Raw genomic sequence first — 22,538 nt, 5'->3', positions numbered from 1 at the left:
ATCAACATGCGCATCGGTGAATTAGCCCAGGCCAGCGCCGTCAGCCGCGACACGCTGCGCTTCTACGAGCAGCGCGGATTGATCGCGGCGCAACGCAGCGCCAACGGTTATCGCGAATATCCGGATGACATGGTGCAACTGGTGCTCTACATCAAGACCGCTCAACGGCTGGGCTTTACCCTCGGCGAGATCGGCAACAGTGTCGCCGCGTTGTGGCAGTCGCCCGATCCGGACAGCGCCGTCACGCAATTGCTGCAAGACAAACTCAAACTGATCGAAACCCGAATGGATGAACTCGGCGCGTTGCGCAACGAGCTGCAACAACGGCTCGGGCAACGTTGTCCATTAAATCCGTGATCCTCATTCATCAAGGAAGCCACTCATGTCCACGGCAAAAACCGCACTCATCATCGGCGCCTCCCGGGGCCTGGGCCTCGGTCTGGTGAAAACCCTGCTGGCCGACGGCTGGCAAGTCACCGCCACCGTGCGCAACCCGCAGAACGCCGACGCCTTGCAGGCGCTGGGCAAGGTGCGGATCGAAAAACTCGACATGGATGATCAGCAAGCCGTCATTGCCTTGAGTCAGCAGCTCAAGGGCGAAGTGTTTGATCTGTTGTTCGTGAATGCCGGCGTAAAAGGCCCTGACGTACAGACGCCGGGCGGTGCGACGCTGGCTGAAGTCGGTCAGTTGTTCTTCACCAATGCGGTGGCGCCAATCAACCTGGCACAACGTTTTGTCGGGCAGATTCGCCCGGACAGCGGCGTGCTGGCGTTCATGAGTTCGGTGCTCGGCAGCGTGACCATGCCGGACGCGCCGGAACTGGCGTTGTACAAGGCGAGCAAGGCGGCATTGAACTCGATGACCAACAGCTTTGTGACGCAATTGGGCGATCAGAAACTGACAGTGCTGTCGCTGCATCCGGGCTGGGTGAAAACCGACATGGGCGGTGAAGGCGCCGATATCGACGTGGAAACCAGTGTGCGTGGGTTGGTGGATCAGGTGAATGCGTACACCGGCAAGGGTGGGCACCACTTCGTGAACTACAGGGGTGAAAACATTCCCTGGTAAGACATCATTTCTGTAGGAGCCGGCTTGCTGGCGATGCAGGCGCCTCGGTCTTTCAGTGATACCGAGGCGATGCTATCGCCAGCAAGCCGGCTCCTACAGATTATTCGTCGTCCTGTCGGGGTGGGCTTGCCCGCTGCACGGTTTTGTTTGACACTGCGCACCTCGTCCCCGCGGCGACCCTGGATCAGCAGACAGGGTAATCACTGAGCTGGCTAACCTGAACCCAACTTTCAGAGGAGCCGGCCAACATGCCTGCGACCCGTACCTGGTTAAAAAATCCCCTCGCGATCTTCACTGCCAATGGCCTCGATGCCCGTGGCGGCCTGGTTGTGCAAGACGGCTTGATCGTCGAAGTGCTCGCCGCCGGCCAGCAACCGTCCGCCCCCTGTGGACAAGTATTCGATGCTCGCGAGCATGTGATCCTGCCGGGGCTGATCAACACCCATCACCACTTCTATCAAACCCTGACCCGCGCCTGGGCGCCGGTGGTCAATCAGCCGTTGTTCCCTTGGCTGAAAACCCTGTACCCGGTCTGGGCACGCCTCACCCCTGAAAAACTCGCCCTTGCCACGAAAGTCGCGCTGGCCGAGTTGCTGCTGTCCGGGTGCACCACCGCCGCCGATCACCATTATCTGTTCCCGAAAGGCCTGGAAAACGCCATCGACGTGCAAGTCGAAAGCGTCCGCGACCTCGGCATGCGCGCCATGCTGACGCGCGGTTCCATGAGCCTGGGCGAGAAGGACGGCGGCCTGCCCCCGCAGCAGACCGTGCAAGAAGGCGAAGTGATCCTCGACGACAGTCAGCGCCTGATCGCCGAGTACCACGAGCGTGGCGATGGCGCGCAAATCCAGATCGCCCTGGCGCCGTGCTCACCGTTTTCGGTGACCCCGGAGATCATGTCTGCCAGCGCCGAACTGGCGAACAAACTCGACGTGCGCCTGCACACGCACCTGGCGGAAACCCTCGACGAAGAAGACTTCTGCCTGCAACGCTTCGGCCTGCGCACCGTGGATTATCTGGACAGCGTCGGCTGGCTCGGCCCGCGCACCTGGCTGGCGCATGGCATCCACTTCAACCCGGATGAAATCACCCGCCTCGGCGCGGCCGGCACTGGCATTTGCCATTGCCCGAGCTCGAACATGCGCCTCGCGTCCGGCATCTGCCCGACGCTGGAGCTGACCGCCGCCGGCGCGTTGCTGGGCCTCGGCGTGGATGGCTCGGCGTCCAACGATGCGTCGAACATGATGCTTGAAACCCGTCAGGCGCTGTACATCCAGCGGCTGCGTTATGGCGCCGAAAAGATCACGCCGGAATTGGTGTTGGGGTGGGCGACCAAGGGCTCGGCGAGTTTGCTCGGGCGTACCGATATCGGTGAATTGGCGGTGGGCAAGCAGGCGGATCTGGCGTTGTTCAAGCTGGATGAGCTGCGGTTTTCCGGTAGCCATGACCCGGTTTCGGCATTGCTGTTATGTGGTGCGGATCGGGCGGATCGGGTGATGGTAGGAGGCAAGTGGCGAGTGATCGACGGGCAGGTTGAGGGGCTGGATCTCAAAGGCTTGATCGCCGATCACAGCCAGGCGGCCCGGCAGTTGATCGCAGGCGTCTGATCGGACGCCTTCGCCGGCAAGCCGGCACCTACAAGTCCTATGCAAAACCTGTAGGAGCCGGCTTGCCGGCGATGCTTTTTAAAGCCCCAATGGCGATGTTGACCGCCGACTGACTGCGGGCGTTTCGTGACACCTTAGCGCACCAGTGGATGGCAACCCTGCATGGCCATGCACTTTATTGGCCTTGTGGGCCTCTTCGCGGGCAAGCCTCGCTCCTACAGGTCGGCGTTGCTTTTGTAGGAGCGAGGCTCGCCCGCGAAGGCCATCGCACGGCTTCGGATATTTGTTGTCCTGTTGGTCAGTAATTTGCATTACCCCCTCCAACCTCAAAACAAAATGGAGTGGGAATTCATGCATAAACGTCCGTTGAAGAAGCTGCTGTGCGCCGTCGCTGCAACCTTCGGTCTGAGCGCCAGCCTGACCGTCAGCGCCGCTGACCCGCTGAAAGTCGGCTTCGTCTACATCGGCCCGATCGGTGATCATGGCTGGACGTATCAGCATGAACAGGGACGCAAGGCGCTGGCCGAAAAATTCGGCTCGCAGATCACCACCCAGTACGTGGAAAACGTCGCCGAAGGTGCCGACGCCGAGCGGGTGATCCGCAACATGGCCAAGGACAACTACGACCTGATCTTCACCACCTCCTTCGGCTACATGAACCCGACCCTGAAAGTCGCGAAACAGTTTCCCAAGGTGACCTTCGAGCACGCCACCGGCTACAAGCAGGACAAGAACCTCGGCACCTACCTGGCGCGCACCTATGAAGGTCGCTACGTCGGCGGCTTCCTCGCGGCGAAAATGACCAAGACCAAAAAGATCGGCTACGTCGCCTCGTTCCCGATTCCGGAAGTGATCCGCGACATCAACGCCATTCAACTGGCCCTGAACAAATACAACCCCGGTACCGAGATCAAAGTGGTGTGGGTCAATTCCTGGTTCGACCCGGGCAAGGAAGCCGACGCCGCCAACGCGTTGATCGATCAAGGCGTGGATGTGGTGTTCCAGCACACCGACAGCCCGGCGCCGATCCAGGCCGCCGAGCGTCGCGGGGTGTATGCCGTGGGCTACGCTTCGGACATGGCGCACTTCGGGCCGAAAGCGGTGTTGACCTCGATCGTCAACGACTGGGCACCGCACTACATTCAGGCGACCCAAAGCGTGATCGAGCATGCGTGGAAGTCGCAGGATTACTGGGGCGGCTTGAAGGAAGGCACGGTTGAACTGCCGATCAGCGACCTGGTGCCGGCGCCGGTGAAAGCCGAGGCCGAACAGATCATCGCGGACATCAAGAGCGGTGCGCTGCATCCGTTTACCGGGCCGATCAAGGATCAGGCGGGCGTGGAGAAAATTGCGGCGGGCGCGACGGCGAGCAACGCGGAACTGGCCTCGATGAATTACTACGTTGAAGGCATGAAAGCCGAGATACCGAAGTAACCCTCAAGCCCAACACAAATAAATGTGGGAGCGGGCTTGCTCGCGAATGCGGTGCTTCAGTCGACATCATCTTTGAATGACACACCGCTTTCGCGAGCAAGCCCGCTCCCACATTGGATCTACAGTGTTTTTAAGGACTGCGCATGAACAGCCTCCCCATCATCGACATCGCCCCGCTCTACAGCGATGACCAGACCGCCTGGCAATCCGTCGCCACACACATCGACCGCGCCTGTCGCGAGTGGGGCTTTTTCTACATCAAGGGTCACCCGATCAGTGCCGCACGCATCGACGCCGTGCTTGATCACGCCCGACGCTTCTTCGCCCTGCCCGCCGCCGAAAAGCTCAGCATCGATATCACCCAGACCCGACACCATCGCGGCTACGGCGCCATCGCCACCGAACAGCTCGACCCGAGCAAGCCCAGCGACCTGAAAGAAACCTTCGATATGGGCCTGCACCTGCCGGCCGATCACCCGCAAGTGCTGGCAGAAAAACCGCTGCGCGGCCCCAACCGTCATCCCTCGATGCCCGGTTGGGAAGCGCTGATGGAGCAGCACTACGTCGACATGCAAGCGCTGGCTCAAACCCTGTTGCGCGCGATGACGATGGCGCTGAACATCGAGCGCGACTTCTTTGACACGCGCTTCCATGAACCGGTCAGCGTGCTGCGGATGATCCACTACCCGCCGCGCCGAACCGCCAGCTCCGCAGATCAGCAAGGCGCCGGTGCCCACACCGATTACGGCTGCATCACCCTGCTGTATCAGGACGCGGCCGGTGGCCTGCAAGTGCGCAACGTCAAAGGTGACTGGATAGACGCCCCGCCCATCGAAGGCACTTTCGTGGTCAACCTCGGCGACATGATGGCGCGCTGGAGCAACGACCGTTATCTGTCGACGCCGCACCGGGTGATCAGCCCGCTGGGTGTGGACCGTTACTCGATGCCGTTCTTCGCCGAGCCGCACCCCGACACGCGCATCGAATGCCTGCCCGGTTGTCAGGATGCCCTTCACCCGGCGAAATACCCGGCCACCACCTGCGCCGAATTCCTGCTCTCGCGCTTCGCCGACACCTATGCTTATCGGCGAGAGCAAGAGGCGGGGTAATGAACCTCTTGGTCAGGTTTTACCAATTGTTGCAGTCAGCACCTGTAGAATGCCGGCATTGCACCTGATGAGATTTCTACAATGTACGATTGGCTGAACGCCCTGCCCAAGGCAGAACTGCACTTGCACCTGGAGGGTTCGCTGGAGCCCGAGTTGCTGTTCGCCCTGGCCGAACGCAACAAGATCGCCCTGCCGTGGAGCGATGTCGAAACCCTGCGCAAGGCGTACGCCTTCAACAACCTGCAAGAGTTTCTCGACCTGTATTACCAGGGCGCCGACGTGCTGCGCACTTCGCAGGATTTCTACGACCTGACCTGGGCGTACCTGTTGCGTTGCAAGGCGCAGAACGTGATTCACACCGAACCGTTCTTCGACCCGCAAACCCACACCGACCGTGGCATCCCGTTCGAAGTGGTGCTCAACGGTATCGCCGCCGCACTGAAGGATGGCGAGCAGCAACTGGGCATCACCAGCGGTTTGATCCTGAGCTTCCTGCGTCACTTGAGCGAAGAACAAGCGCAGAAAACCCTCGATCAGGCGCTGCCGTTCCGCGATGCGTTTGTGGCCGTCGGCCTGGACAGTTCGGAAATGGGTCACCCGCCGAGCAAGTTCCAGCGCGTGTTTGATCGCGCCCGCCACGAAGGCTTCCTGACCGTCGCCCACGCCGGTGAAGAAGGCCCGCCCGAGTACATCTGGGAAGCCCTCGACCTGTTGAAAATCCAGCGCATCGACCATGGCGTGCGCGCCATCGAAGACGAGCGCCTGATGCAGCGGATCATCGACGAGCAGATCCCGTTGACCGTGTGCCCGTTGTCGAACACCAAGCTCTGCGTGTTCGATCACATGTCCCAGCACAACATTCTCGACATGCTTGAGCGCGGCGTGAAAGTCACGGTGAACTCGGACGACCCGGCGTACTTCGGCGGGTATGTGACCGAGAACTTCCATGCGCTGTACACCGATCTGGGCATGACCCAGGATCAGGCCAAACGCCTGGCGCAAAACAGCCTGGATGCGCGGTTGGTCAAACCCTAAGCCACACCGCATTACCCTGTGGGAGCGGGCTTGCTCGCGAAGGCGGAGTGTCAGTCGACAACAATATTGACTGATACGACGCTTTCGCGAGCAAGCCCGCTCCCACATTGGGCCGTGCTCTGCGCACCTACAACGCCATTTCCAGCTCGGTTTCCTTGGCAAAGCGATGGATTTCACGCTGCCCCGTCGCGGTGACGTGCAAGGCTCGCGAATCGTTCGGCAAACTCAGCCAGCCGGACTGCATGAACAATTGCAGCAACGCCGCGCCGAGTGAACCGCCCATGTGCGGACGTCTTTCGCTCCAGTCGGGGCAAGCGCAAGCGGCTCGACGGGTGCTGTGCGCCAGCGCCTGGACGTACACACCGCGCTTGGCCAATTGCGTGGCGCCCTTGTGGGTGATCGACACCCGCTGCTCGAACTGTTCGATCCAGCCCGTATCCAGCAAACGCTGGTAAAGATCGGCGGCCAAAGTGCCCCCCAAATGATCGTCGCAGAGTCGTGCGCGCAACAGCGACGAAGGTGCCGCCTGAGGTTTGGAGAGAGGTGCGGCGCGTTTGAAAACGTCCGGCATGCCCCGGGGCGTGCTGGCAATCGTCGCACTGGCCAGTGCTTCTATCGCAGCGCCGACTTCGGGCGCGGCCAGGCGAAAAAACCGCTTGCGGCCACGGGTTTCGACTTTCAACAGACCTCCGGCGGACAAACGCCCCAGGTGTGCACTGGCCGAAGACGGTGACAGGCCGGCCAGCAAGGCCAACTCTTCGGTTTGTCGCGCTGAGCCGTCCATCAAGGCCCACATCATTGCGCTGCGCTTTGGGTCAGCCAGCAACGTGGCGATCTGGCTGATGCAAGGTGCATGTTCCATGTATTCACTCCCTGTTGAATCGTTTCGTCTACTGCTCAGAGACATCTTGACCAGTAATGTGTCGTCGGCCAAGACGCGGAAACCGCGACAACCCGGGCAAAGCCACCCACTCACACAAGCCATTGCCTTGAGGGTTTTGCAAAGGCTCGGCGATCGACTGCGGGCCTGGCCGACTCGAACGCGGACTCGCCAAGGCGAGATCGACCGTGCGTACCTGAGGCGAGCGCTAGTATATGCGTGTTAACCGTCGGTTCCTGCCCTCTGAAAACCCTTGGTGGTGATAGTTCCTGAGTGAAATTTCGCTTTTTACCTGCGACTAATGATCGGTGACCGCCAACACGGGAAATTGACTACTTAAACCGGCGCATCGGCTGGCGAGCATTTCCCGCAAAAGGTTCACCGGCTTACTCAATTGTGCGCGATGGGCGCACAGCAAATTCAGCGGTGCGCGCTCACAGATCAGCTCCGGCATCAGCACTTTCAAGCGACCGGCCAACACATCGGCGGCAACATCCAGCCAGGATTTGTAGGCGATCCCGGCGCCCGCCACGGCCCACAGGCGCACCACATCGGCATCATCACTGAAACGGTCACCGCTGACGGTCAGGCTGACTTCGCGTTTGCCATCGTGAAAACTCCAGTGATCGTGAACCCGGCTGCCAAGCATGAACAGCAGGCAATTGTGCTGCGCCAGTTGCTCCAGTTGCCGGGGCTCGCCGTGTCGGGCCAGATAGCTCGGCGCGGCACACAGCACGCGGCGGTTATTCGGTGCGATGGGCAGCGCCACCAGGCTTGAGTCTTCCGGCTCGCCGTAGCGCAGAGCGATGTCCACCGGCTGGCGGAACAGGTCGGCGATGCGGTCGCCCAGCAGCAGGCGCACCGTGAGCTTCGGATGCTCGCGCTGGAACTCGTCCAGCCACGGCAGCAACAGGTTGCGACCGAAATCCGACGGTGCTGACAGCTGCAACACTCCGCTGACCTGGTCCTGACCGCTGGCCAGCAAGCGGCGACCTTCATCGAGGTTGCTCAGGGCCGCCCGGGCGTATTCGAGAAACCCCTCGCCCTCGGCGGTCAGGCGCAGGCTGCGGGTGGAGCGGGCGAGCAACCGCGCACCGAGTTGCTGTTCGATGCGCTTCAACGCCGCACTGGCGACCGCCGCCGACATGTCCATCCCCCGCGCCGCCGCCGACAGACTGCCCAGGTCCGCCGCCCGGACAAACAACTGCAAGTCATCGAAACGCAGCATTTCCAGCCTCGATTATCAAAAAAATATTGAAAGAGACTGCTCTTTTAGCGGGTTTTATCTTGCAGAGAAATAGCCAATCATCTGCCCCATCGAAATCACCCCGTTATCGGAGTCGAACATGTCCCAGCCGTTTACCGCCATTGCCACCCTGATCGCCAAAACCGGTCAGCAGGACGCCCTCGAACAACACCTGCGTGCACTGCTGGAACCGACCCGCGCCGAAGCCGGCTGCAGCCAATACGACTTGCATCAGGACCTGGCCAATCCGCAGGCCTTCTACATGATCGAGCAGTGGAGCAGCGACGAAGCGCTGCAAGCCCATGACGCCAGTGCACACATCCAGCATTTTCGTGCCACGGCCGGCGACCTGATCGAGCACTTCGATCTCAAACGCCTGCGCGTCGTGGCCTGATTCTCTTAAATACTTTTGCGGAGCCCCTCATGAAAGCCATTGCCTACTACGCCTCGTTGCCGATCAGCGACGCCAACTCCCTGCAAGACATCGAACTGCCAGAGCCGGTTGCCGGCCCGCGCGACCTGTTGGTGGAAGTCAAAGCCATCTCGGTCAACCCGGTGGACACCAAAGTCCGCCAGAACGTGCAGCCTGAAGGTGGCGCGGCCAAAGTGCTGGGCTGGGACGTGGCCGGTGTGGTCAAGTCGGTCGGCAGTGAAGTGACGTTGTTCAAGGCCGGCGACAAGGTGTTCTACGCTGGCTCCATCGCCCGCGCCGGCGGGAATAGCGAGCTGCACGTGGTGGACGAGCGGATCGTCGGCCACATGCCGAAAACCCTCGGTTTCGCCGAAGCCGCCGCGCTGCCGTTGACCGCGATCACCGCGTGGGAGTTGTTGTTCGAACGCCTGCAAGTGCGCGAAGGCAACACCGATGAAGGCCAGAGTTTGCTGATCGTCGGTGCGGCCGGCGGTGTCGGTTCAATCCTTACGCAACTGGCCAGCCAGCTCACCGGGCTGAAGGTCATCGGCACCGCGTCCCGTGCGCAAACCCAGAGCTGGGTGCGTGAGCTGGGCGCCGATCTGGTGATCGATCACAGCCAACCGCTGAGCGAAGAACTCAAACGTGCAGGCGTGAACTCGGTGACCCACGTCGCCAGCCTGACCCAGACCGATCAGCATCTGGATCAATTGGTCGAGGCGTTGGCACCGCAGGGCAAACTGGCGCTGATCGATGACCCGAAGGCGCTGGACGTGACCAAGCTCAAGCGCAAGAGCCTGTCGCTGCATTGGGAGTTCATGTACACCCGCTCGCTGTTCGAAACCGCGGACATGATCGAGCAACACAAACTGCTCAACCGCGTGGCAGCGCTGATCGATGCCGGGACGTTGAAAACCACGGTGGGCGAGCACTTCGGAACGATCAACGCGGCGAATTTGCGACGTGCGCATGAGCTGCTGGAGAGCGGCAAATCCAAGGGCAAGATTGTCCTCGAAGGCTTCTGAAACAGATTGATACAAGTGTCGTCCGAATGGACGACACCGTCAGTCCGAAGGTTGACCGCTGTCATCATTGTGGTCGTATTCGGGTCTACAATCGTGTCCTCTGCGATGCAATCTTTTAACCGAGGAGGTCAGCAATGAAGATCCTGATAAAAGAATTGGCAAAATCCCAGTGGCAGGTCCGCCTGGACCAACACGCGGTGACGTTCCGTAGCGAAGCCGAAGCGCGCGAGTTCACCCGAACCCTCGAAGCACGATTGCACGCCCCTCATCAGATTCCCGTCCAGCAGCAACGCGCTGCCGGCTGAGACCTTCCTCACACCTGGGCTTTCACCAATGCCCGGGCATTTTGCAGACGCCGGGTGAGCATCGCTATGCTCACCACCAGAACTCCGCACAGGCTGATGACCATGGCCATCGGCATGGCGCTGCCGTCGTACAAAATACCTACGAGCGACGCGGCTCCGGCGGCGACGCTGAATTGCAGGCAACCGAGCATTGCCGACGCACTGCCCGCGCGCGCGCCCTGCCCGTTCATGGCGCAAGCCGAGGCGTTGGGCAGGATGCAACCGAGGCTGGCGATGCAGATAAACAGCGGAATCAGCAATGGCCACAATTGCTCGGTGTGCAGCGAACTGACCGCGAGCAGCGTCAGGCCCGCCGCGAGGTAGATCCATACGGTGCGCGCCAGCAGGAACGCCGGGCCACGCTTGGCCAGCAACCGTGCGTTGACCTGCGCCACCAGAATGAACCCCGCCGCATTGGTGCCGAACAACCAGCCGAAGTGCTCGGCAGGCACGCCGTAGAGTTTGATGAAGACGAACGGCGAACCGGCGATGTAGGCAAACATCCCGGCGATGGCAATGCCACCGGTCAGGGCGTGACCGAGGTACACCGGGTCCGACAACAGCCGACCGTACTGACGCAACGCGCCCGACAATGGCTGGCGTGGCATATTCGCCGGCATGCTTTCCGGCAAGCCGAGCGCCACGGCCAGCCCGGCCAATGCACTGAAACCGGTCAGCACCAGGAAGATCGACTGCCAGCCCGTGGTGTTGACCAGCAACCCGCCGAGCATCGGCGCGAGAATCGGTGCCAGGCCCATGACCAGCATCAGTTGTGAAAAGACTTTCGCCGAGCCCACCGCATCGCATTTGTCACTGACGATCGCCCTTGAAATCACCATCCCCGCACAACCGCCCAGCGCCTGGACGAACCGCGCGCCGAGCAACCATTCCAGGTTCGGCGCATAAGCGCACGCCAGGGACGCGACGGTGAACAGACCGACACCCGTCAGCAACGGAATGCGTCGACCAAAACGATCCGCCACAGGGCCGTACATCAGCTGACCGATGGACAATCCGAGGAAATACGCCGCCAGCGTCAGTTGAACGTGCTGTTCATCGGTGCCGAACGCCAGCGCCATGGCCGGAAACGCCGGCAGATAGAAATCGATTGCCAGCGGGCCAAAAGCGCTAAGTGCGCCAAGAATCAAAATGGTACGGAAGTTCATCGGGTATCCAGTGGGACGGAGGTCGGCGGGCACACAGTCTAGCCGCGCATCGACGCCTTGAACATTCCGATAGCTCGCTAACTATTAAAAACCCCTGAAAAACGCCGCCCCCTGTAGGAGCAGAGCTTGCTCGCGAAGGCGGTGGGTCAGCCACGTCAATGCCGTCTGACAAACCGCATTCGCGAGCAAGCTTCGCTCCTATAGTGGTTTGCGTGTTGCTTCAGGCGACTTTCACTTCGTAGCCTTCCTCGCTGATCGCGGCGATTACTTGATCCGCGGTCAACGCACTTTCGACGCCGACTTCCTTTGCCGCCAGATCGACCCGCACGCTGGCCGCAGGATCCTTGGCTTGCAACGCTTGAGTGATGGCTTTGACGCAGTGACCGCAGGACATGCCTTGAACGTTGAACACTTGCATGGAATGACTCCTTTAGTGAGGTTGCGAACAGTCTCGAGCTTGCCACCATGGCAAGGTCAAGTTCTGAAGTGAGCTGCCGGGCTGGCAATCGGCGTCGCGCTCGGCCAAGCTGCGTGCATCTATGACTCGATCTCAGGAGATTCAGCCATGCGCTGGTCAGCTCTCAGCCTGTTTGGCTTCCTCAGCCTTTTCGCCGCCGTGCCCTCGGTCAACGCTGCCGGGGAGGATTACGGCGTATTGATCATTTCCCGCGAGCGCCTGGAAGTGTCGACCAACTGCGAAATCGGCGTGTACATCCAGGATCAACTGTCGGCGCGGCTGTTTCAGGAACAAAGCACCTCGTTCAACCTGCCGCCAGGCAACGTTTCGCTGCGCCTGAAATTGCTGCCGGGCCAGGCGCCGGGCTGCAACCCAGGCATGCTGGCGCCGGGCTCGCAGAACATCAGCCTCAAGGCCGGGGATGTGTTGAAGTTCCGGATTGCGATGACGCAGGAAGGGATGTACCTCAAGCCGACAGCCCTCGACTACTGATCCACCACGATTTTGTAGGAGCGAGGCTTGCCCGCGAAGGCGGTATTTCAGACACATCCTTGTCGACTGATACGACGCCTTCGCGGGCAAGCCTCGCTCCTACAAATATCACCACGCCAATCTTTGCGCTTGACCTTGCCAGCATGGCAAGGTTGATCCTGTAGGCATCTACTACAGGGAGTGCGACCGATGTCCGAATCCACCACGTTTGATCTGCCGATTGCCGGCATGACCTGCGCCAGTTGCGCCGGGCGTGTCGAGCGTGCCTTGAGCAAAGTCATCGGCGCCACGGCGGTCAGCGTCAACCTGGCCACCGAGCAGGCGCGGGTTCAAGCGCCCAGCGACAGCCTGCCGGCGTTGATGGACGCGGTGCAGCAAGCCGGTTACAGCGTGCCGCAGCAGAGTCTGGAGTTGAGCATCGACGGCATGACCTGCGCGTCCTGCGTCGGTCGGGTCGAACGGGCGCTGGCCAAAGTGCCCGGCGTCAAAAGCGTCAGCGTCAACCTGGCCAACGAACGCGCCCACCTCGAACTGCTCGGGCAGATCGATCCGCAAACCCTGATCGCGGCCGTGACCAAGGCGGGTTACAACGCCAGCGTCTGGGAAGTCGAACACCCGTCAACCGACACGCAACATCAGCGCCTGCACCGCGAACGTTGGGTGTTGATCATGGCGATCGCCCTCGCCTTGCCGCTGGTATTGCCGATGCTGCTGCAACCGTTCGGCGTGCACTGGATGCTCCCGGCGTGGGTGCAGTTCGCCCTGGCCACACCGGTGCAATTCATCTTCGGCGCACGCTTTTATGTGGCGGCATGGAAAGCCGTACGCGCCGGTGCCGGCAACATGGACCTGCTGGTCGCCCTCGGCACCAGCGCCGGTTATGGCTTGAGCCTCTACGAATGGGCCACCGCCGCCGGACGCATGCCGCACCTGTATTTCGAAGCCTCCGCCGTCGTGATTGCGCTGGTGCTGCTGGGCAAATACCTCGAAAGCCGCGCCAAACGCCAGACCGCCAGCGCCATCCGCGCCCTCGAAGCCTTGCGCCCGGAGCGGGCGATTCAAGTCATCGACGGTCGTGAACAGGACGTGGCGATCAGCGCCTTACGCCTGAATGATCTAGTGCTGGTCAAACCCGGCGAACGTTTCCCGGTGGACGGCGAAGTGGTCGAAGGCCAGAGCCACGCCGACGAAGCGCTGATCAGCGGCGAAAGCCTGCCGGTGCCGAAACAACCCGGCGACAAGGTCACCGGCGGCGCCATCAACGGTGAAGGTCGTCTGTTGGTTCGCACCCAGGCCTTGGGTGCGGAAACCGTACTGGCGCGGATCATCCGCCTGGTCGAAGACGCGCAAGCGGCGAAAGCACCGATCCAGAAACTGGTGGATAAAGTCAGCCAGGTGTTTGTGCCGACGGTGCTGCTGATCGCACTGGCGACCTTGATCGGTTGGTGGCTGTACGGCGCACCGATGGAAACCGCGCTGATCAACGCCGTCGCGGTATTGGTGATCGCCTGCCCTTGCGCTCTCGGGTTGGCCACGCCAACGGCGATCATGGCCGGCACCGGTGTGGCGGCGCGCCACGGGATTCTGATCAAGGACGCCGAAGCACTGGAACGTGCCCATGAAGTCAGCGCGGTGGTGTTCGACAAGACCGGCACGCTGACTTCGGGTGCACCGCGTATCGCCCATCTGAACGCCATCGACGGAGACGAAGCCGCCCTGCTGCAAATGGCCGGCGCGCTGCAACGCGGCAGTGAGCATCCATTGGCCAAGGCAGTTCTGGATGCGTGCGCCGAACGCGGTTTGACCGTGGCCGATGTCAGCGACAGCCAGTCCCTGACCGGGCGCGGCATTGCCGGCAACCTCGAAGGTCGGCGCCTGGCGCTGGGCAATCGTCGCCTGCTGGAAGAAAACGGGTTGAGCGCGGGACCATTGGCCGACGCTGCTACCGCATGGGAAACCGAAGGCCGGACCCTGTCCTGGTTGATCGAGCAAAACCCCACGCCGACGGTGCTGGGTTTGTTCGCCTTCGGTGACACCCTCAAATCAGGCGCGCTGCAAGCGGTGCAACAACTCAGCGCCCGCCACATCAGCAGCCACTTGCTGACCGGCGATAATCGCGGCAGCGCCAAAGTGGTCGCCGAGGCATTGGGCATCACCGACGTGCACGCCGAAGTACTGCCAGCCGACAAAGCCGCCACTGTCGCCGAATTGAAAAAGACCGGCGTGGTAGCGATGGTCGGCGACGGCATCAACGACGCCCCGGCCCTGGCCGCCGCCGACATCGGCATTGCCATGGGCGGCGGCACCGACGTCGCCATGCACGCAGCGGGCATCACCCTGATGCGCGGCGATCCTCGACTGGTGCCGGCAGCGCTGGAGATCAGCCGCAAGACCTACGCGAAGATTCGTCAGAACCTGTTCTGGGCCTTCGTTTATAACCTGATCGGCATTCCGCTGGCCGCGTTCGGTTTCCTCAACCCGGTGCTGGCCGGCGCGGCGATGGCGTTGTCGAGCGTCAGCGTGGTGAGCAATGCGTTACTGTTGAAAACCTGGAAACCCAAGGATCTGGAGGACAACCGATGAACATCGGCCAAGCAGCCCGCCAAAGTGGCCTGAGCGCGAAGATGATCCGTTATTACGAGTCCATCGGCTTGCTCAAGGCAGCTCATCGCACCGACAGCGGTTACCGGGTTTACGGCGCTGACGACTTGCACACGCTGGCCTTTATCAAGCGTTCGCGGGATTTGGGGTTTTCCCTGGAAGAGGTCGGCAAACTGCTGACCCTCTGGCAGGACCGCCAACGCGCCAGCGCCGATGTGAAAGCACTGGCTCGTCAGCACATCGACGAGCTGAACCAGAAAATCCTCGAACTTGGTCAGTTACGCGACACGTTGCAGGACCTGGTCGAGCACTGCCAGGGCGATCACCGCCCGGACTGCCCGATCCTCAAAAATCTTGAGTCGGGCTGCTGCGCCGTACCCGCTCACCCCTGATCGCGAGCACCTTCACCATCAACAGGGTGGTGAGGGGAATGCCGTGGAACAACAACACCACCGCGCCGGGCGTCCACCATGAATAGAACGGCGCGGCGATCAGCATGCCAATGCCGAACCCGGTCATTTGCAGCAACGTCAGAAAGCTGAAAATCGGCAGGCGAAGGTTGTCCGGTTCACGTTGCAGACGCGACATCAGGCCGACTTCCGAGAAGCCGTCACCCAACCCTGCCGGCAGTGAGAACAGCAACAAACCGTAGAGCGTTTGCTGCTGGAACATCAGGATGAAGCCGCAGGACATCAGCAACACGCCGAAGAAATACCGTCGCTCCAGGTTCACGTTGTCCGAGCCTTTCAGGCGACTGGCAATCCGTGCGCCGATCAATTTTCCGCTGGCCCAGACCGCCAGCATCAGGCCCAGCGTGGTGCTGGCCGATTCGGGTGTCAGCAATTTTGAAATGATCGGCAAACCCACGTTGTGTGCAGCGCTGCCCAGAGTGTCGGCCATGGTGACCGCGAGCATCGCGGCCACCACCGGTGTGGTGCGCAGACCTTGGCGCAGCGCTGACCATTCGCCTCGTTCATGATCGGGCCCGGCACTGGGAGACGGTCCGGCAAACCGCAGCGGCAGGATGAACAACGCGGCCAGCAGGTAAGTGACCACGTTCAGCGCAAAGACTGTTTCAAAGCCGAACGCCGCCACCAACAAGCCGGCCACCAGACTTCCGCCGACCATCGCCGCCGACGATGCGGAGGTGATCCAGGCGTTGGTCTTGAGCAGTTGATCGCCTTCAATCAAGTGCGGCAACTGGCTGTTGAGGCCGATGGCGAACATTGAATTGCCCAAGCCCAGGCCAAAAGCGATCACCGGCAGCAAAAGCGCTTGCTGGCTGACTGGCAACACCAGCAGCAGGCCCAGCAATCCGGCGCGCAGCAGGTCGAACGCGATCAACGGCAGGCGCCCGGCCCAGCGGCGGTAAAAACTCGTGCCGATCAGGCTGGCGAAAATCCCTCCGCCCACGCGACTGGCGAGGAAGATACCGACGCTCATGGCGCTGTTGCTGAGCAGGTAGACGTAGGTGGCCAGGGCGACCATGTTGAGGAACGCGCCGAAGTCCGAGACCAGACGGGCGGCAATGATCAGTCGGGCGTTGCGGATGGAGGTGTTCACATTCAGTCCTTGAGTGTGGTGGGTATGACACATTTGGGTTGCCTGGGTTGACGTCTTCGCGGGCAAGCCTCGCTCCTACAAGGACAGCGTTGAACCTGTAGGAGCGAGCGGTGCGGCGATCCGACTTGCCCGAGAACCAAACGACGCGGTCCCGAGTCTTCATCCCGAACAAAAAAACCCGGCCGAAGCCGGGTTTCTTTTCAACCGATCACTGCATCCACGGTGGAGGCGGTTCTTCGGTTTTGCTCGGTGGCGCATCGTCTGCTGCGCGTACCGCTTGTTTGCGTTCTTCATCCAGGCGTGCCGCCTCGATTTCGCGCATGATCCCGCCGACGTCGGCCAACTCTTCCGGTTCGTCGAACTCGCCGGTCAAGACACTGGCCGGGTGCAAGGTGCCGGCTTCGTACAGGGCCCACATTTCCTTGGCGTATTTGGTCTTTTTCAACTCCGGGGCAAACCGCCCGAAGTAGGACGCCATGTTGCCCACGTCGCGCTCCAGCATGCTGAACGCGTGGTTGTTGCCCGCCGCGTCGACCGCTTGCGGCAGGTCGATGATGACTGGGCCGGTCGGCGTCAACAGTACGTTGAACTCGGACAGGTCACCGTGCACCAGGCCGGTACACAGCATCAGCACGATCTGCGAGATCAGGAATGCGTGATATTCGCGCGCCTGGTCCGGCTCCAGCACCACGTCGTTCAGACGCGGGGCGGCATCGCCGTACTCGTCGGCCACCAGTTCCATCAGCAGCACACCTTCAAGGAAGTCGTAAGGCTGAGGAACCCGCACACCCGCACCGGCCAGACGAAACAGCGCCGCCACTTCGGCGTTCTGCCAGGCGTCTTCGGTTTCTTTCTTGCCGAACTTGGAGCCCTTGGCCATCGCCCGAGCCTGACGGCTGTTGCGTACCTTGCGACCTTCCTGGTACTCGGACGCCTGGCGGAAACTGCGTTTATTCGCCTCCTTGTAGACCTTCGCGCAACGCAACTCGTTGCCGCAGCGCACCACATAAACAGCTGCTTCTTTACCACTCATGAGTGGGCGCAGCACCTCGTCGACCAGACCGTCCTCGATCAGGGGTTCAATGCGTTTTGGAGTCTTCATCAGCTTTTATTGTGGGTCCTTTATTACCAAACACGCGAAAGTCATTCGTTATACGGCAATCCACTCATTCGGGGGAGGGGTTACCGACCTATGAACGTTGCGGATGCACACAATGTGCCGAAAAAACCCGGCAAACCCGCCGATGCTCATCGGCCGCCAAGGATCATAGCCGAGCCGGCAGCACTTGTTGGAGAAGGGATGCGAGGGGATTTGCGACAGAATCCGACATACCGGTCCCTACCGTTCGCAAGATTTTTTTCAACAGCCCTCAATTTCCTCCTTTAGCAGCCGAAGTCATCTGTAACAAAGTGAATTGTCCGACGATCGTTCCGACAGAAAACGATGGCGTGCCCAAGGGATCGGGTTCAACAAAACGTTTACGGCTGCCAATAAATCCGCGAGTCATCTGCACTGCGTGGGCCTACAAGAAAATCTGGAGCGCGGATGAACATCAAACAGAAGTTGACGTGGGCGTTTGCAATCATCGCCTGCCTGCCCGTGGTGCTGGTCGCCACCCTCGTTGTGTTGAACTTGCGCAGTGATGCCAAGGACGAGTTCGTCGACAACAGCGGTCGTGAAATCCGTCAGGTCAGCAATGCCATGCAACTGTTTTTCGACGGCATCAGCCAGAACGTCGAATACCTGGCCAAGCAACCGCTGATCACAAACTCCGACGACAGCCTCAAGACCTACATGAAGGCCGACGCCGCCAGCGTTCCCCAAGGCGAGGCGGACAAAAAAGTCTTCGGCTTCCTGCAGGACCTGGGCAACGCCCATCCGTCCTACGCCTACGCGATCCTCGGCACTGCGGCCGGTGGTTATGTGTCGTGGCCGGACGATGCCAAGCTGGCCAACTACGACCCGCGCCAGCGTCCGTGGTACAAGGCGGCCCAGGCCAAACCGGGCAAGCCGTTCCGTACCGAGGCCTATTACTGGGCCGAAAATGATACGTCCTACGTCAGCACCGTACGCACCATCGACAACAAGCTGGGCACCAACGGTGGCGTGGTCAGCATCGACGTGTCGCTCAAACAGCTCACCGAACTGGTCAAACAGATCAAGCTCGGCGAAACCGGCTACCTGATGCTGCTGGAAAACTCCGGCACCGTACTGGTCGATCCGAAACAACCGGAACACAACTTCAAGGCACTGGGCAGCCTCGGCGAGGGTTATGCGCAACTGGCCAAGGCCGGCAAAGGCCTGGTCGAAGTCGAGCTCAATGGCGAGCGCTACATGGCCAACGTCTGGCCTTCCGAGCAACTGGGCTGGACCTTCATCGGCCTGATCAAGCAGAGCGATGTGATGAGCACCGCGACCCAACTGACCTGGTTGATCGCAATCATCGCCGCCGTGCTGGCCGTGGTCTTCGCCGTCGTCGGCGCCAGTTTCGCCAGCGTCATCGTGCGTCCGATCCGCAGTGTGGCCGATGGCCTGGAAGGCATTGCCCAAGGTGAAGGCGACCTGACCAAGAACCTGCAAATCCGTGGCAGCGACGAAACCGCGCAACTGGCCAACTGGTTCAACCAGTTCCTGGCGGCGATTCGCAACCTGATTCAAAGCATCGGCGGCGCCGCGACCAAAATCCTCGCCACCTCCAAGAGCTCGACCCAGGTCTCCAGCGACATGGCCGAAGCCGCCGGACGCCAACGTGAAGCCGTGGACATGGTGTCGACCGCGTTCCACGAAATGGTCGCCACCGCCAACGAAGTCGCGCGCTCGTGCAGCCAGGCGGCCGAGTCGGCCGACAGTGGCCAGCGCCAGGCACGCGAAGGTCAGCAACAGATTGATGCCGCCGTGACCAGCGTTGATCGCCTGAGCCAGGAAATCGAACAGTCGGCGCAGTCGATGCAACAACTTGAGCGCGACAGCAACGACATTCAGTCGATTCTCGGGACTATCCGTTCAATCGCCGAACAGACCAACCTGCTGGCGTTGAACGCTGCCATCGAGGCCGCACGGGCCGGTGAACAAGGTCGCGGTTTTGCGGTGGTGGCGGACGAAGTGCGGGCCCTGGCCAAGCGCACCGCTGACTCCACGGCGGAAATCGACGGCCTGCTTGGCAACCTCGCCAAGCGCACCAGCCAGGTGACTCAGCAAATGCATGCGAGCCTGGAAGTGTCGCAGCAGTCGGTGACTCGCATCGGTGAGGCGCGCAGCAGCTTCGGGCAGATCCGTGAATCGGTGGACGTGATCCGCGACATGAACACCCAGATCGCCACGGCGGCTGAACAGCAGCATCAGGTGGCCGAAGACATCAATCGGCACATCAGCCAGATTCATGGCGATGCGCAGTTGGTGGCAGAACTGGCGAACTCGGCGCGGTTGGATTCGCAGAGCCTGGCCGGGTTGTCGAATGAGCTGGATGGGTTGGTTCGCCGTTTCCGTACCTGATCCAAAAATCCCGGTGGCCGCTTCGCGGCCATTCGCGGGCAAGCCTCGCTCCTACAGGTTATAGGTCGACCATGGATTTGGGACCGACATTTAATCTGTAGGAGCGAGGCTTGCCCGCGAAGGCGGCCTCACTGCCGAAACAACTCTCCCGGCGTAAACCCGAACAACCCCTTGAACGCCGCAATAAACGCCGACGTCGAGTCATACCCGCACGCCAACGCCGCATTCGTCACGCTGTCCCCCGCCTCCAGCAAATTCAACGATGACAGCAGCCGCATCCGCTGCCGCCAGCCACGAAAACTCAACCCCGTTTCACGCTGGAACAAGCGCATCAGGGTCTTCTCCGACGAACCCAATCGTTGTGCCCATTCCTGCAGGGTCACGTTGTGTTCCGGGTTTTCGATCAATTCGTTGCACAAGCCCAGCAAGCGTTCATGGCGCGGCAGGGGCAGCGAGAAACCGACCTCCGGCAAATTCGCCAGTTGATCCAGCAGCACATTCACCAGCCGCGCCTCCGGGCTGTCGCCCTGTGGATATTCCACCGGCAGCGCACAAAAACTCTTGATCAGCTCCCGGGCCAGCGGCGTCACTTCCAGCACCCGGCAACGCCCGTCCGCCCATTGGCAATCCTCGCGACGCACGTAAAGGCTGCGCATTTCGGCGCGCATCGAGGTCACGACCTGATGTTCGAGATCCGCCGGAATCCAGATCCCCCACTGCGGCGGCGCAAAAAAACTGCCCTCGGCGGTGTGCACACCGAGGACGCCGCTGATGGCGTAGGAGAATTGCACCCAGTCGTGGCGGTGAGACGGCGTCCATGAACCGGCGTTGAGGCTTTCGGCACGTGCGTACAACGGACGCGGCAACACGGTCAGGGCCGGGATGGTCCGTTCGAGGGATTGTTGTCCGTTAGTCGGCATTGACTGGCCTTGTGTCGCGAGGTTGCTGATGAGACGACGTTAGGCCATGTCACTCATCTATTCAATATCGGTGATCCCCTGTGGGAGCGGCGGTGCGACGATTCGACTTGCTCGCGAAGGCGGTGGGTCAGTCAACTAATGTATCGACTGACCCACCGCCTTCGCGAGCAAGCCCGCTCCCACAGGTTCCCGGTTTTATTCGGTTAAATCATCAACGTTCGATGATTGCAGTGACGCCCTGCCCGCCCGCCGCACAAATCGAAATCAGCCCCCGTCCCTTTCCAGCGGCATCGAGCAGCTTGGCCAGATTGGCGACAATGCGCCCGCCCGTCGCTGCAAACGGATGTCCCGCCGCCAGTGAGCTGCCTTTGACGTTGAGCCGGCTGCGGTCGATGGAGCCCAGTGGCGCGTCGAGGTCGAGGCGATTTTTGCAGTACTCAGGGTCTTCCCACGCCTTCAAGGTGCAGAGCACTTGTGCCGCGAAGGCTTCGTGGATTTCGTAGTAATCGAAGTCCTGCAAGGTCAGTCCATTGCGCGCCAGCAAACGCGGCACCGCGTACACCGGCGCCATCAACAGCCCTTCGGCACCGTTGACGAAATCCACCGCCGCCGCCTCGCCATCGCGCAAATACGCAAGGATCGGCAAGCCGCGTTCCTTCGCCCATTCTTCACTGCCCAGCAGCACCAGCGACGCGCCGTCGGTGAGCGGCGTCGAGTTGCCGGCGGTCAGCGTGCCTTTGGCGCTTTTCTCGAACGCCGGTTTCAGCGACGCGAGTTTTTCCAGGGTCAGGTCCGGGCGCAGGTTGTTGTCGCGGGTCAGGCCGAGGAACGGCGTCATCAGGTCGTTGTGCCAGCCTTCGGTGTAGGAGGCCGCCATTTTCTGATGACTTTCCAGCGCCAGTTGATCCTGCTCGGCGCGCGAAATGCTCCAGGTCTGTGCCATCAGTTCGCAGTGTTCGCCCATCGACAGGCCGGTGCGGGGTTCGCCGTTGCGCGGAAACTCCGGGACGAGATGCCCCGGTCGAAGCTGCAAAAAGGTTTTCAGTTTGTCGGCCGTGGTCTTGGCGCGGTTGGCTTGCAGGAGGATTTTGCGCAAACCTTCGTTGATGCCGATGGGCGCGTCGGACGTGGTGTCGACGCCACCGGCAATGCCGCACTCGATCTGGCCCAGGGCGATTTTATTCGCCACCATCAACGCCGCTTCCAGCCCGGTGCCGCACGCTTGCTGAATGTCATAGGCCGGCGTGGTCGGCGACAGCCGCGAGCCGAGCACGCATTCGCGGGTCAGGTTGAAGTCCCGGGAATGCTTGAGCACCGCGCCCGCCGCCACTTCGCCCATGCGCAAACCGTGCAGGTTGAAACGCTCGATCAGGCCTTCGAGTGCGGCGGTGAGCATCGCCTGGTTACTCGCGGTGGCGTACGGCCCGTTGGAGCGTGCGAAGGGAATCCGGTTACCGCCGATGATCGCGACGCGGCGCAGCTGAGTCATAAAAAGCTCCTGATGAAAATCCAAATGCGCGCCACCCCCTCTGTAGGAGCGAAGCTTGCTCGCGAAAGCGTTGGGTCAGTCGACATCCATGTAGCTGATATACCGCCTTCGCGAGCAAGCTTCGCTCCTACAAGGATCGCGCCATAAAAATCCCGGGATAAAACCAATCTGCAATGTCCAAGCGTAGGCCTTATCT

The 22,538-nt window shown here is 61.1% G+C and carries 21 protein-coding genes and 1 pseudogene; 14 read left to right on the top strand and 8 right to left on the bottom strand.

The window, feature by feature from the left end:
- The first annotated feature begins 6 nt into the window (after positions 1–6).
- The 6 genes from ACM6IO_RS10425 to ACM6IO_RS10400 all read left to right on the top strand — a co-directional run bounded on the left by ACM6IO_RS10425 (position 7) and on the right by ACM6IO_RS10400 (position 6,254).
- Positions 7–357: a MerR family transcriptional regulator gene (locus ACM6IO_RS10425; protein WP_192227000.1), complete on the top strand. Its 351-nt coding sequence runs from the start codon at positions 7–9 to the stop codon at positions 355–357.
- 25 nt (positions 358–382) lie between these two features.
- Positions 383–1,069 carry an SDR family oxidoreductase gene (locus ACM6IO_RS10420; protein WP_008038768.1) on the top strand — a complete coding sequence of 229 codons (687 nt, stop codon included), beginning with the start codon at positions 383–385 and terminating at the stop codon, positions 1,067–1,069.
- Between the two features lie 248 nt (positions 1,070–1,317).
- Entirely contained in the window at positions 1,318–2,676 is a 1,359-nt protein-coding gene (locus tag ACM6IO_RS10415; RefSeq protein ID WP_223435138.1) for an 8-oxoguanine deaminase, read from the top strand.
- 351 nt (positions 2,677–3,027) lie between these two features.
- The gene (locus ACM6IO_RS10410) at positions 3,028–4,110 is read left to right on the top strand and encodes a BMP family ABC transporter substrate-binding protein (protein ID WP_223413724.1); all 1,083 of its coding nucleotides are present in this window, start codon (positions 3,028–3,030) and stop codon (positions 4,108–4,110) included.
- Between the two features lie 143 nt (positions 4,111–4,253).
- A complete protein-coding gene (locus ACM6IO_RS10405) occupies positions 4,254–5,219 on the top strand; it encodes an isopenicillin N synthase family dioxygenase (protein WP_414911413.1) in 966 nt (321 codons plus the stop codon).
- 81 nt (positions 5,220–5,300) lie between these two features.
- Positions 5,301–6,254 (top strand): adenosine deaminase, encoded by a 954-nt coding sequence (locus ACM6IO_RS10400; RefSeq protein WP_008031333.1) that lies wholly within the window; start codon positions 5,301–5,303, stop codon positions 6,252–6,254.
- Between the two features lie 127 nt (positions 6,255–6,381).
- Here the strand turns inward: ACM6IO_RS10400 and ACM6IO_RS10395 are convergent, their stop codons facing one another.
- Together ACM6IO_RS10395 and ACM6IO_RS10390 are read right to left on the bottom strand one after the other, a co-directional pair.
- Positions 6,382–7,116 carry an ArsR/SmtB family transcription factor gene (locus ACM6IO_RS10395; RefSeq protein ID WP_008038764.1) on the bottom strand — a complete coding sequence of 245 codons (735 nt, stop codon included), beginning with the start codon at positions 7,114–7,116 and terminating at the stop codon, positions 6,382–6,384.
- A gap of 316 nt (positions 7,117–7,432) precedes the next feature.
- Positions 7,433–8,362, bottom strand: a complete 930-nt coding sequence (locus ACM6IO_RS10390; protein WP_008038763.1) for a LysR family transcriptional regulator — start codon at positions 8,360–8,362, stop codon at positions 7,433–7,435.
- A 118-nt stretch (positions 8,363–8,480) separates the two neighbouring features.
- Between ACM6IO_RS10390 and ACM6IO_RS10385 the strand changes: the two genes are divergently transcribed.
- From ACM6IO_RS10385 to ACM6IO_RS10375, 3 genes are all read left to right on the top strand, one after another.
- Complete coding sequence (locus ACM6IO_RS10385) at positions 8,481–8,774, top strand: putative quinol monooxygenase (protein ID WP_008038762.1); 294 nt, start codon at positions 8,481–8,483, stop codon at positions 8,772–8,774.
- A 29-nt stretch (positions 8,775–8,803) separates the two neighbouring features.
- Entirely contained in the window at positions 8,804–9,817 is a 1,014-nt protein-coding gene (locus tag ACM6IO_RS10380) for a zinc-binding alcohol dehydrogenase family protein (protein ID WP_008031324.1), read from the top strand.
- Between the two features lie 134 nt (positions 9,818–9,951).
- The gene (locus ACM6IO_RS10375; protein WP_008038760.1) at positions 9,952–10,122 is read left to right on the top strand and encodes a hypothetical protein; all 171 of its coding nucleotides are present in this window, start codon (positions 9,952–9,954) and stop codon (positions 10,120–10,122) included.
- 8 nt (positions 10,123–10,130) lie between these two features.
- Here ACM6IO_RS10375 and ACM6IO_RS10370 read toward each other — a convergent pair whose 3' ends face one another.
- Positions 10,131–11,327 (bottom strand): multidrug effflux MFS transporter, encoded by a 1,197-nt coding sequence (locus tag ACM6IO_RS10370; protein ID WP_008031320.1) that lies wholly within the window; start codon positions 11,325–11,327, stop codon positions 10,131–10,133.
- A 220-nt stretch (positions 11,328–11,547) separates the two neighbouring features.
- Positions 11,548–11,745 (bottom strand): cation transporter, encoded by a 198-nt coding sequence (locus ACM6IO_RS10365; protein ID WP_008031318.1) that lies wholly within the window; start codon positions 11,743–11,745, stop codon positions 11,548–11,550.
- Positions 11,746–11,892: 147 nt separating this feature from the next.
- Between ACM6IO_RS10365 and ACM6IO_RS10360 the strand changes: the two genes are divergently transcribed.
- From ACM6IO_RS10360 to cueR, 3 genes are all read left to right on the top strand, one after another.
- Positions 11,893–12,276: a hypothetical protein gene (locus ACM6IO_RS10360; protein ID WP_008038759.1), complete on the top strand. Its 384-nt coding sequence runs from the start codon at positions 11,893–11,895 to the stop codon at positions 12,274–12,276.
- 189 nt (positions 12,277–12,465) lie between these two features.
- Entirely contained in the window at positions 12,466–14,859 is a 2,394-nt protein-coding gene (locus ACM6IO_RS10355) for a heavy metal translocating P-type ATPase (RefSeq protein ID WP_414911412.1), read from the top strand.
- Positions 14,856–15,269 carry a Cu(I)-responsive transcriptional regulator gene (gene cueR, locus ACM6IO_RS10350; protein ID WP_008031313.1) on the top strand — a complete coding sequence of 138 codons (414 nt, stop codon included), beginning with the start codon at positions 14,856–14,858 and terminating at the stop codon, positions 15,267–15,269. The genes ACM6IO_RS10355 and cueR overlap by 4 nt, the downstream gene beginning before the upstream one ends.
- On the opposite strand, the gene ACM6IO_RS10345 is transcribed toward cueR, so the two are convergent.
- Both ACM6IO_RS10345 and ACM6IO_RS10340 read right to left on the bottom strand, forming a co-directional pair.
- A complete protein-coding gene (locus ACM6IO_RS10345; protein WP_414911411.1) occupies positions 15,223–16,473 on the bottom strand; it encodes an MFS transporter in 1,251 nt (416 codons plus the stop codon). The genes cueR and ACM6IO_RS10345 overlap by 47 nt on opposite strands.
- Positions 16,474–16,648: 175 nt before the next feature.
- Entirely contained in the window at positions 16,649–17,542 is an 894-nt protein-coding gene (locus ACM6IO_RS10340; RefSeq protein ID WP_192419787.1) for a PA4780 family RIO1-like protein kinase, read from the bottom strand.
- 444 nt (positions 17,543–17,986) lie between these two features.
- Between ACM6IO_RS10340 and ACM6IO_RS10335 the strand changes: the two are divergent.
- A pseudogene (locus ACM6IO_RS10335) lies at positions 17,987–19,075 on the top strand (cache domain-containing protein); the annotation flags it as partial.
- A gap of 90 nt (positions 19,076–19,165) precedes the next feature.
- The gene (locus tag ACM6IO_RS10330) at positions 19,166–19,933 is read left to right on the top strand and encodes a methyl-accepting chemotaxis protein (RefSeq protein ID WP_390959830.1); all 768 of its coding nucleotides are present in this window, start codon (positions 19,166–19,168) and stop codon (positions 19,931–19,933) included.
- Between the two features lie 128 nt (positions 19,934–20,061).
- On the opposite strand, the gene ACM6IO_RS10325 is transcribed toward ACM6IO_RS10330, so the two are convergent.
- Together ACM6IO_RS10325 and ACM6IO_RS10320 are read right to left on the bottom strand one after the other, a co-directional pair.
- Complete coding sequence (locus ACM6IO_RS10325; protein ID WP_414911410.1) at positions 20,062–20,853, bottom strand: AraC family transcriptional regulator; 792 nt, start codon at positions 20,851–20,853, stop codon at positions 20,062–20,064.
- Between the two features lie 211 nt (positions 20,854–21,064).
- A complete protein-coding gene (locus ACM6IO_RS10320; RefSeq protein ID WP_414911409.1) occupies positions 21,065–22,342 on the bottom strand; it encodes an acetyl-CoA C-acetyltransferase in 1,278 nt (425 codons plus the stop codon).
- Positions 22,343–22,538 lie beyond the last annotated feature (196 nt).

This window comes from Pseudomonas sp. IT-P44, from assembly GCF_949768225.1.
In the GTDB taxonomy this organism is placed as follows: domain Bacteria; phylum Pseudomonadota; class Gammaproteobacteria; order Pseudomonadales; family Pseudomonadaceae; genus Aquipseudomonas; species Aquipseudomonas migulae.
The sequence above is the reverse complement of the archived record's forward strand: the minus strand, read 5'-3'. Positions and strand labels throughout refer to the sequence as shown.

Excerpts from the sequence above, each read along its gene's own strand:
- ACM6IO_RS10375 (WP_008038760.1), top strand. The coding sequence starts at position 9,952 with ATGAAGATCCTGATAAAAGAATTGGCAAAATCCCAGTGGCAGGTCCGC.
- ACM6IO_RS10390 (WP_008038763.1), bottom strand. The coding sequence starts at position 8,362 with ATGCTGCGTTTCGATGACTTGCAGTTGTTTGTCCGGGCGGCGGACCTG.
- ACM6IO_RS10415 (WP_223435138.1), top strand. The coding sequence starts at position 1,318 with ATGCCTGCGACCCGTACCTGGTTAAAAAATCCCCTCGCGATCTTCACT.
- ACM6IO_RS10355 (WP_414911412.1), top strand. The coding sequence starts at position 12,466 with ATGTCCGAATCCACCACGTTTGATCTGCCGATTGCCGGCATGACCTGC.
- ACM6IO_RS10380 (WP_008031324.1), top strand. The coding sequence starts at position 8,804 with ATGAAAGCCATTGCCTACTACGCCTCGTTGCCGATCAGCGACGCCAAC.
- cueR (WP_008031313.1), top strand. The coding sequence starts at position 14,856 with ATGAACATCGGCCAAGCAGCCCGCCAAAGTGGCCTGAGCGCGAAGATG.
- ACM6IO_RS10340 (WP_192419787.1), bottom strand. The coding sequence starts at position 17,542 with ATGAAGACTCCAAAACGCATTGAACCCCTGATCGAGGACGGTCTGGTC.
- ACM6IO_RS10360 (WP_008038759.1), top strand. The coding sequence starts at position 11,893 with ATGCGCTGGTCAGCTCTCAGCCTGTTTGGCTTCCTCAGCCTTTTCGCC.
- ACM6IO_RS10320 (WP_414911409.1), bottom strand. The coding sequence starts at position 22,342 with ATGACTCAGCTGCGCCGCGTCGCGATCATCGGCGGTAACCGGATTCCC.
- ACM6IO_RS10385 (WP_008038762.1), top strand. The coding sequence starts at position 8,481 with ATGTCCCAGCCGTTTACCGCCATTGCCACCCTGATCGCCAAAACCGGT.
- ACM6IO_RS10420 (WP_008038768.1), top strand. The coding sequence starts at position 383 with ATGTCCACGGCAAAAACCGCACTCATCATCGGCGCCTCCCGGGGCCTG.
- ACM6IO_RS10370 (WP_008031320.1), bottom strand. The coding sequence starts at position 11,327 with ATGAACTTCCGTACCATTTTGATTCTTGGCGCACTTAGCGCTTTTGGC.
- ACM6IO_RS10325 (WP_414911410.1), bottom strand. The coding sequence starts at position 20,853 with ATGCCGACTAACGGACAACAATCCCTCGAACGGACCATCCCGGCCCTG.
- ACM6IO_RS10405 (WP_414911413.1), top strand. The coding sequence starts at position 4,254 with ATGAACAGCCTCCCCATCATCGACATCGCCCCGCTCTACAGCGATGAC.
- ACM6IO_RS10345 (WP_414911411.1), bottom strand. The coding sequence starts at position 16,473 with ATGTGTCATACCCACCACACTCAAGGACTGAATGTGAACACCTCCATC.
- ACM6IO_RS10365 (WP_008031318.1), bottom strand. The coding sequence starts at position 11,745 with ATGCAAGTGTTCAACGTTCAAGGCATGTCCTGCGGTCACTGCGTCAAA.
- ACM6IO_RS10410 (WP_223413724.1), top strand. The coding sequence starts at position 3,028 with ATGCATAAACGTCCGTTGAAGAAGCTGCTGTGCGCCGTCGCTGCAACC.
- ACM6IO_RS10425 (WP_192227000.1), top strand. The coding sequence starts at position 7 with ATGCGCATCGGTGAATTAGCCCAGGCCAGCGCCGTCAGCCGCGACACG.
- ACM6IO_RS10330 (WP_390959830.1), top strand. The coding sequence starts at position 19,166 with ATGGCCGAAGCCGCCGGACGCCAACGTGAAGCCGTGGACATGGTGTCG.
- ACM6IO_RS10395 (WP_008038764.1), bottom strand. The coding sequence starts at position 7,116 with ATGGAACATGCACCTTGCATCAGCCAGATCGCCACGTTGCTGGCTGAC.
- ACM6IO_RS10400 (WP_008031333.1), top strand. The coding sequence starts at position 5,301 with ATGTACGATTGGCTGAACGCCCTGCCCAAGGCAGAACTGCACTTGCAC.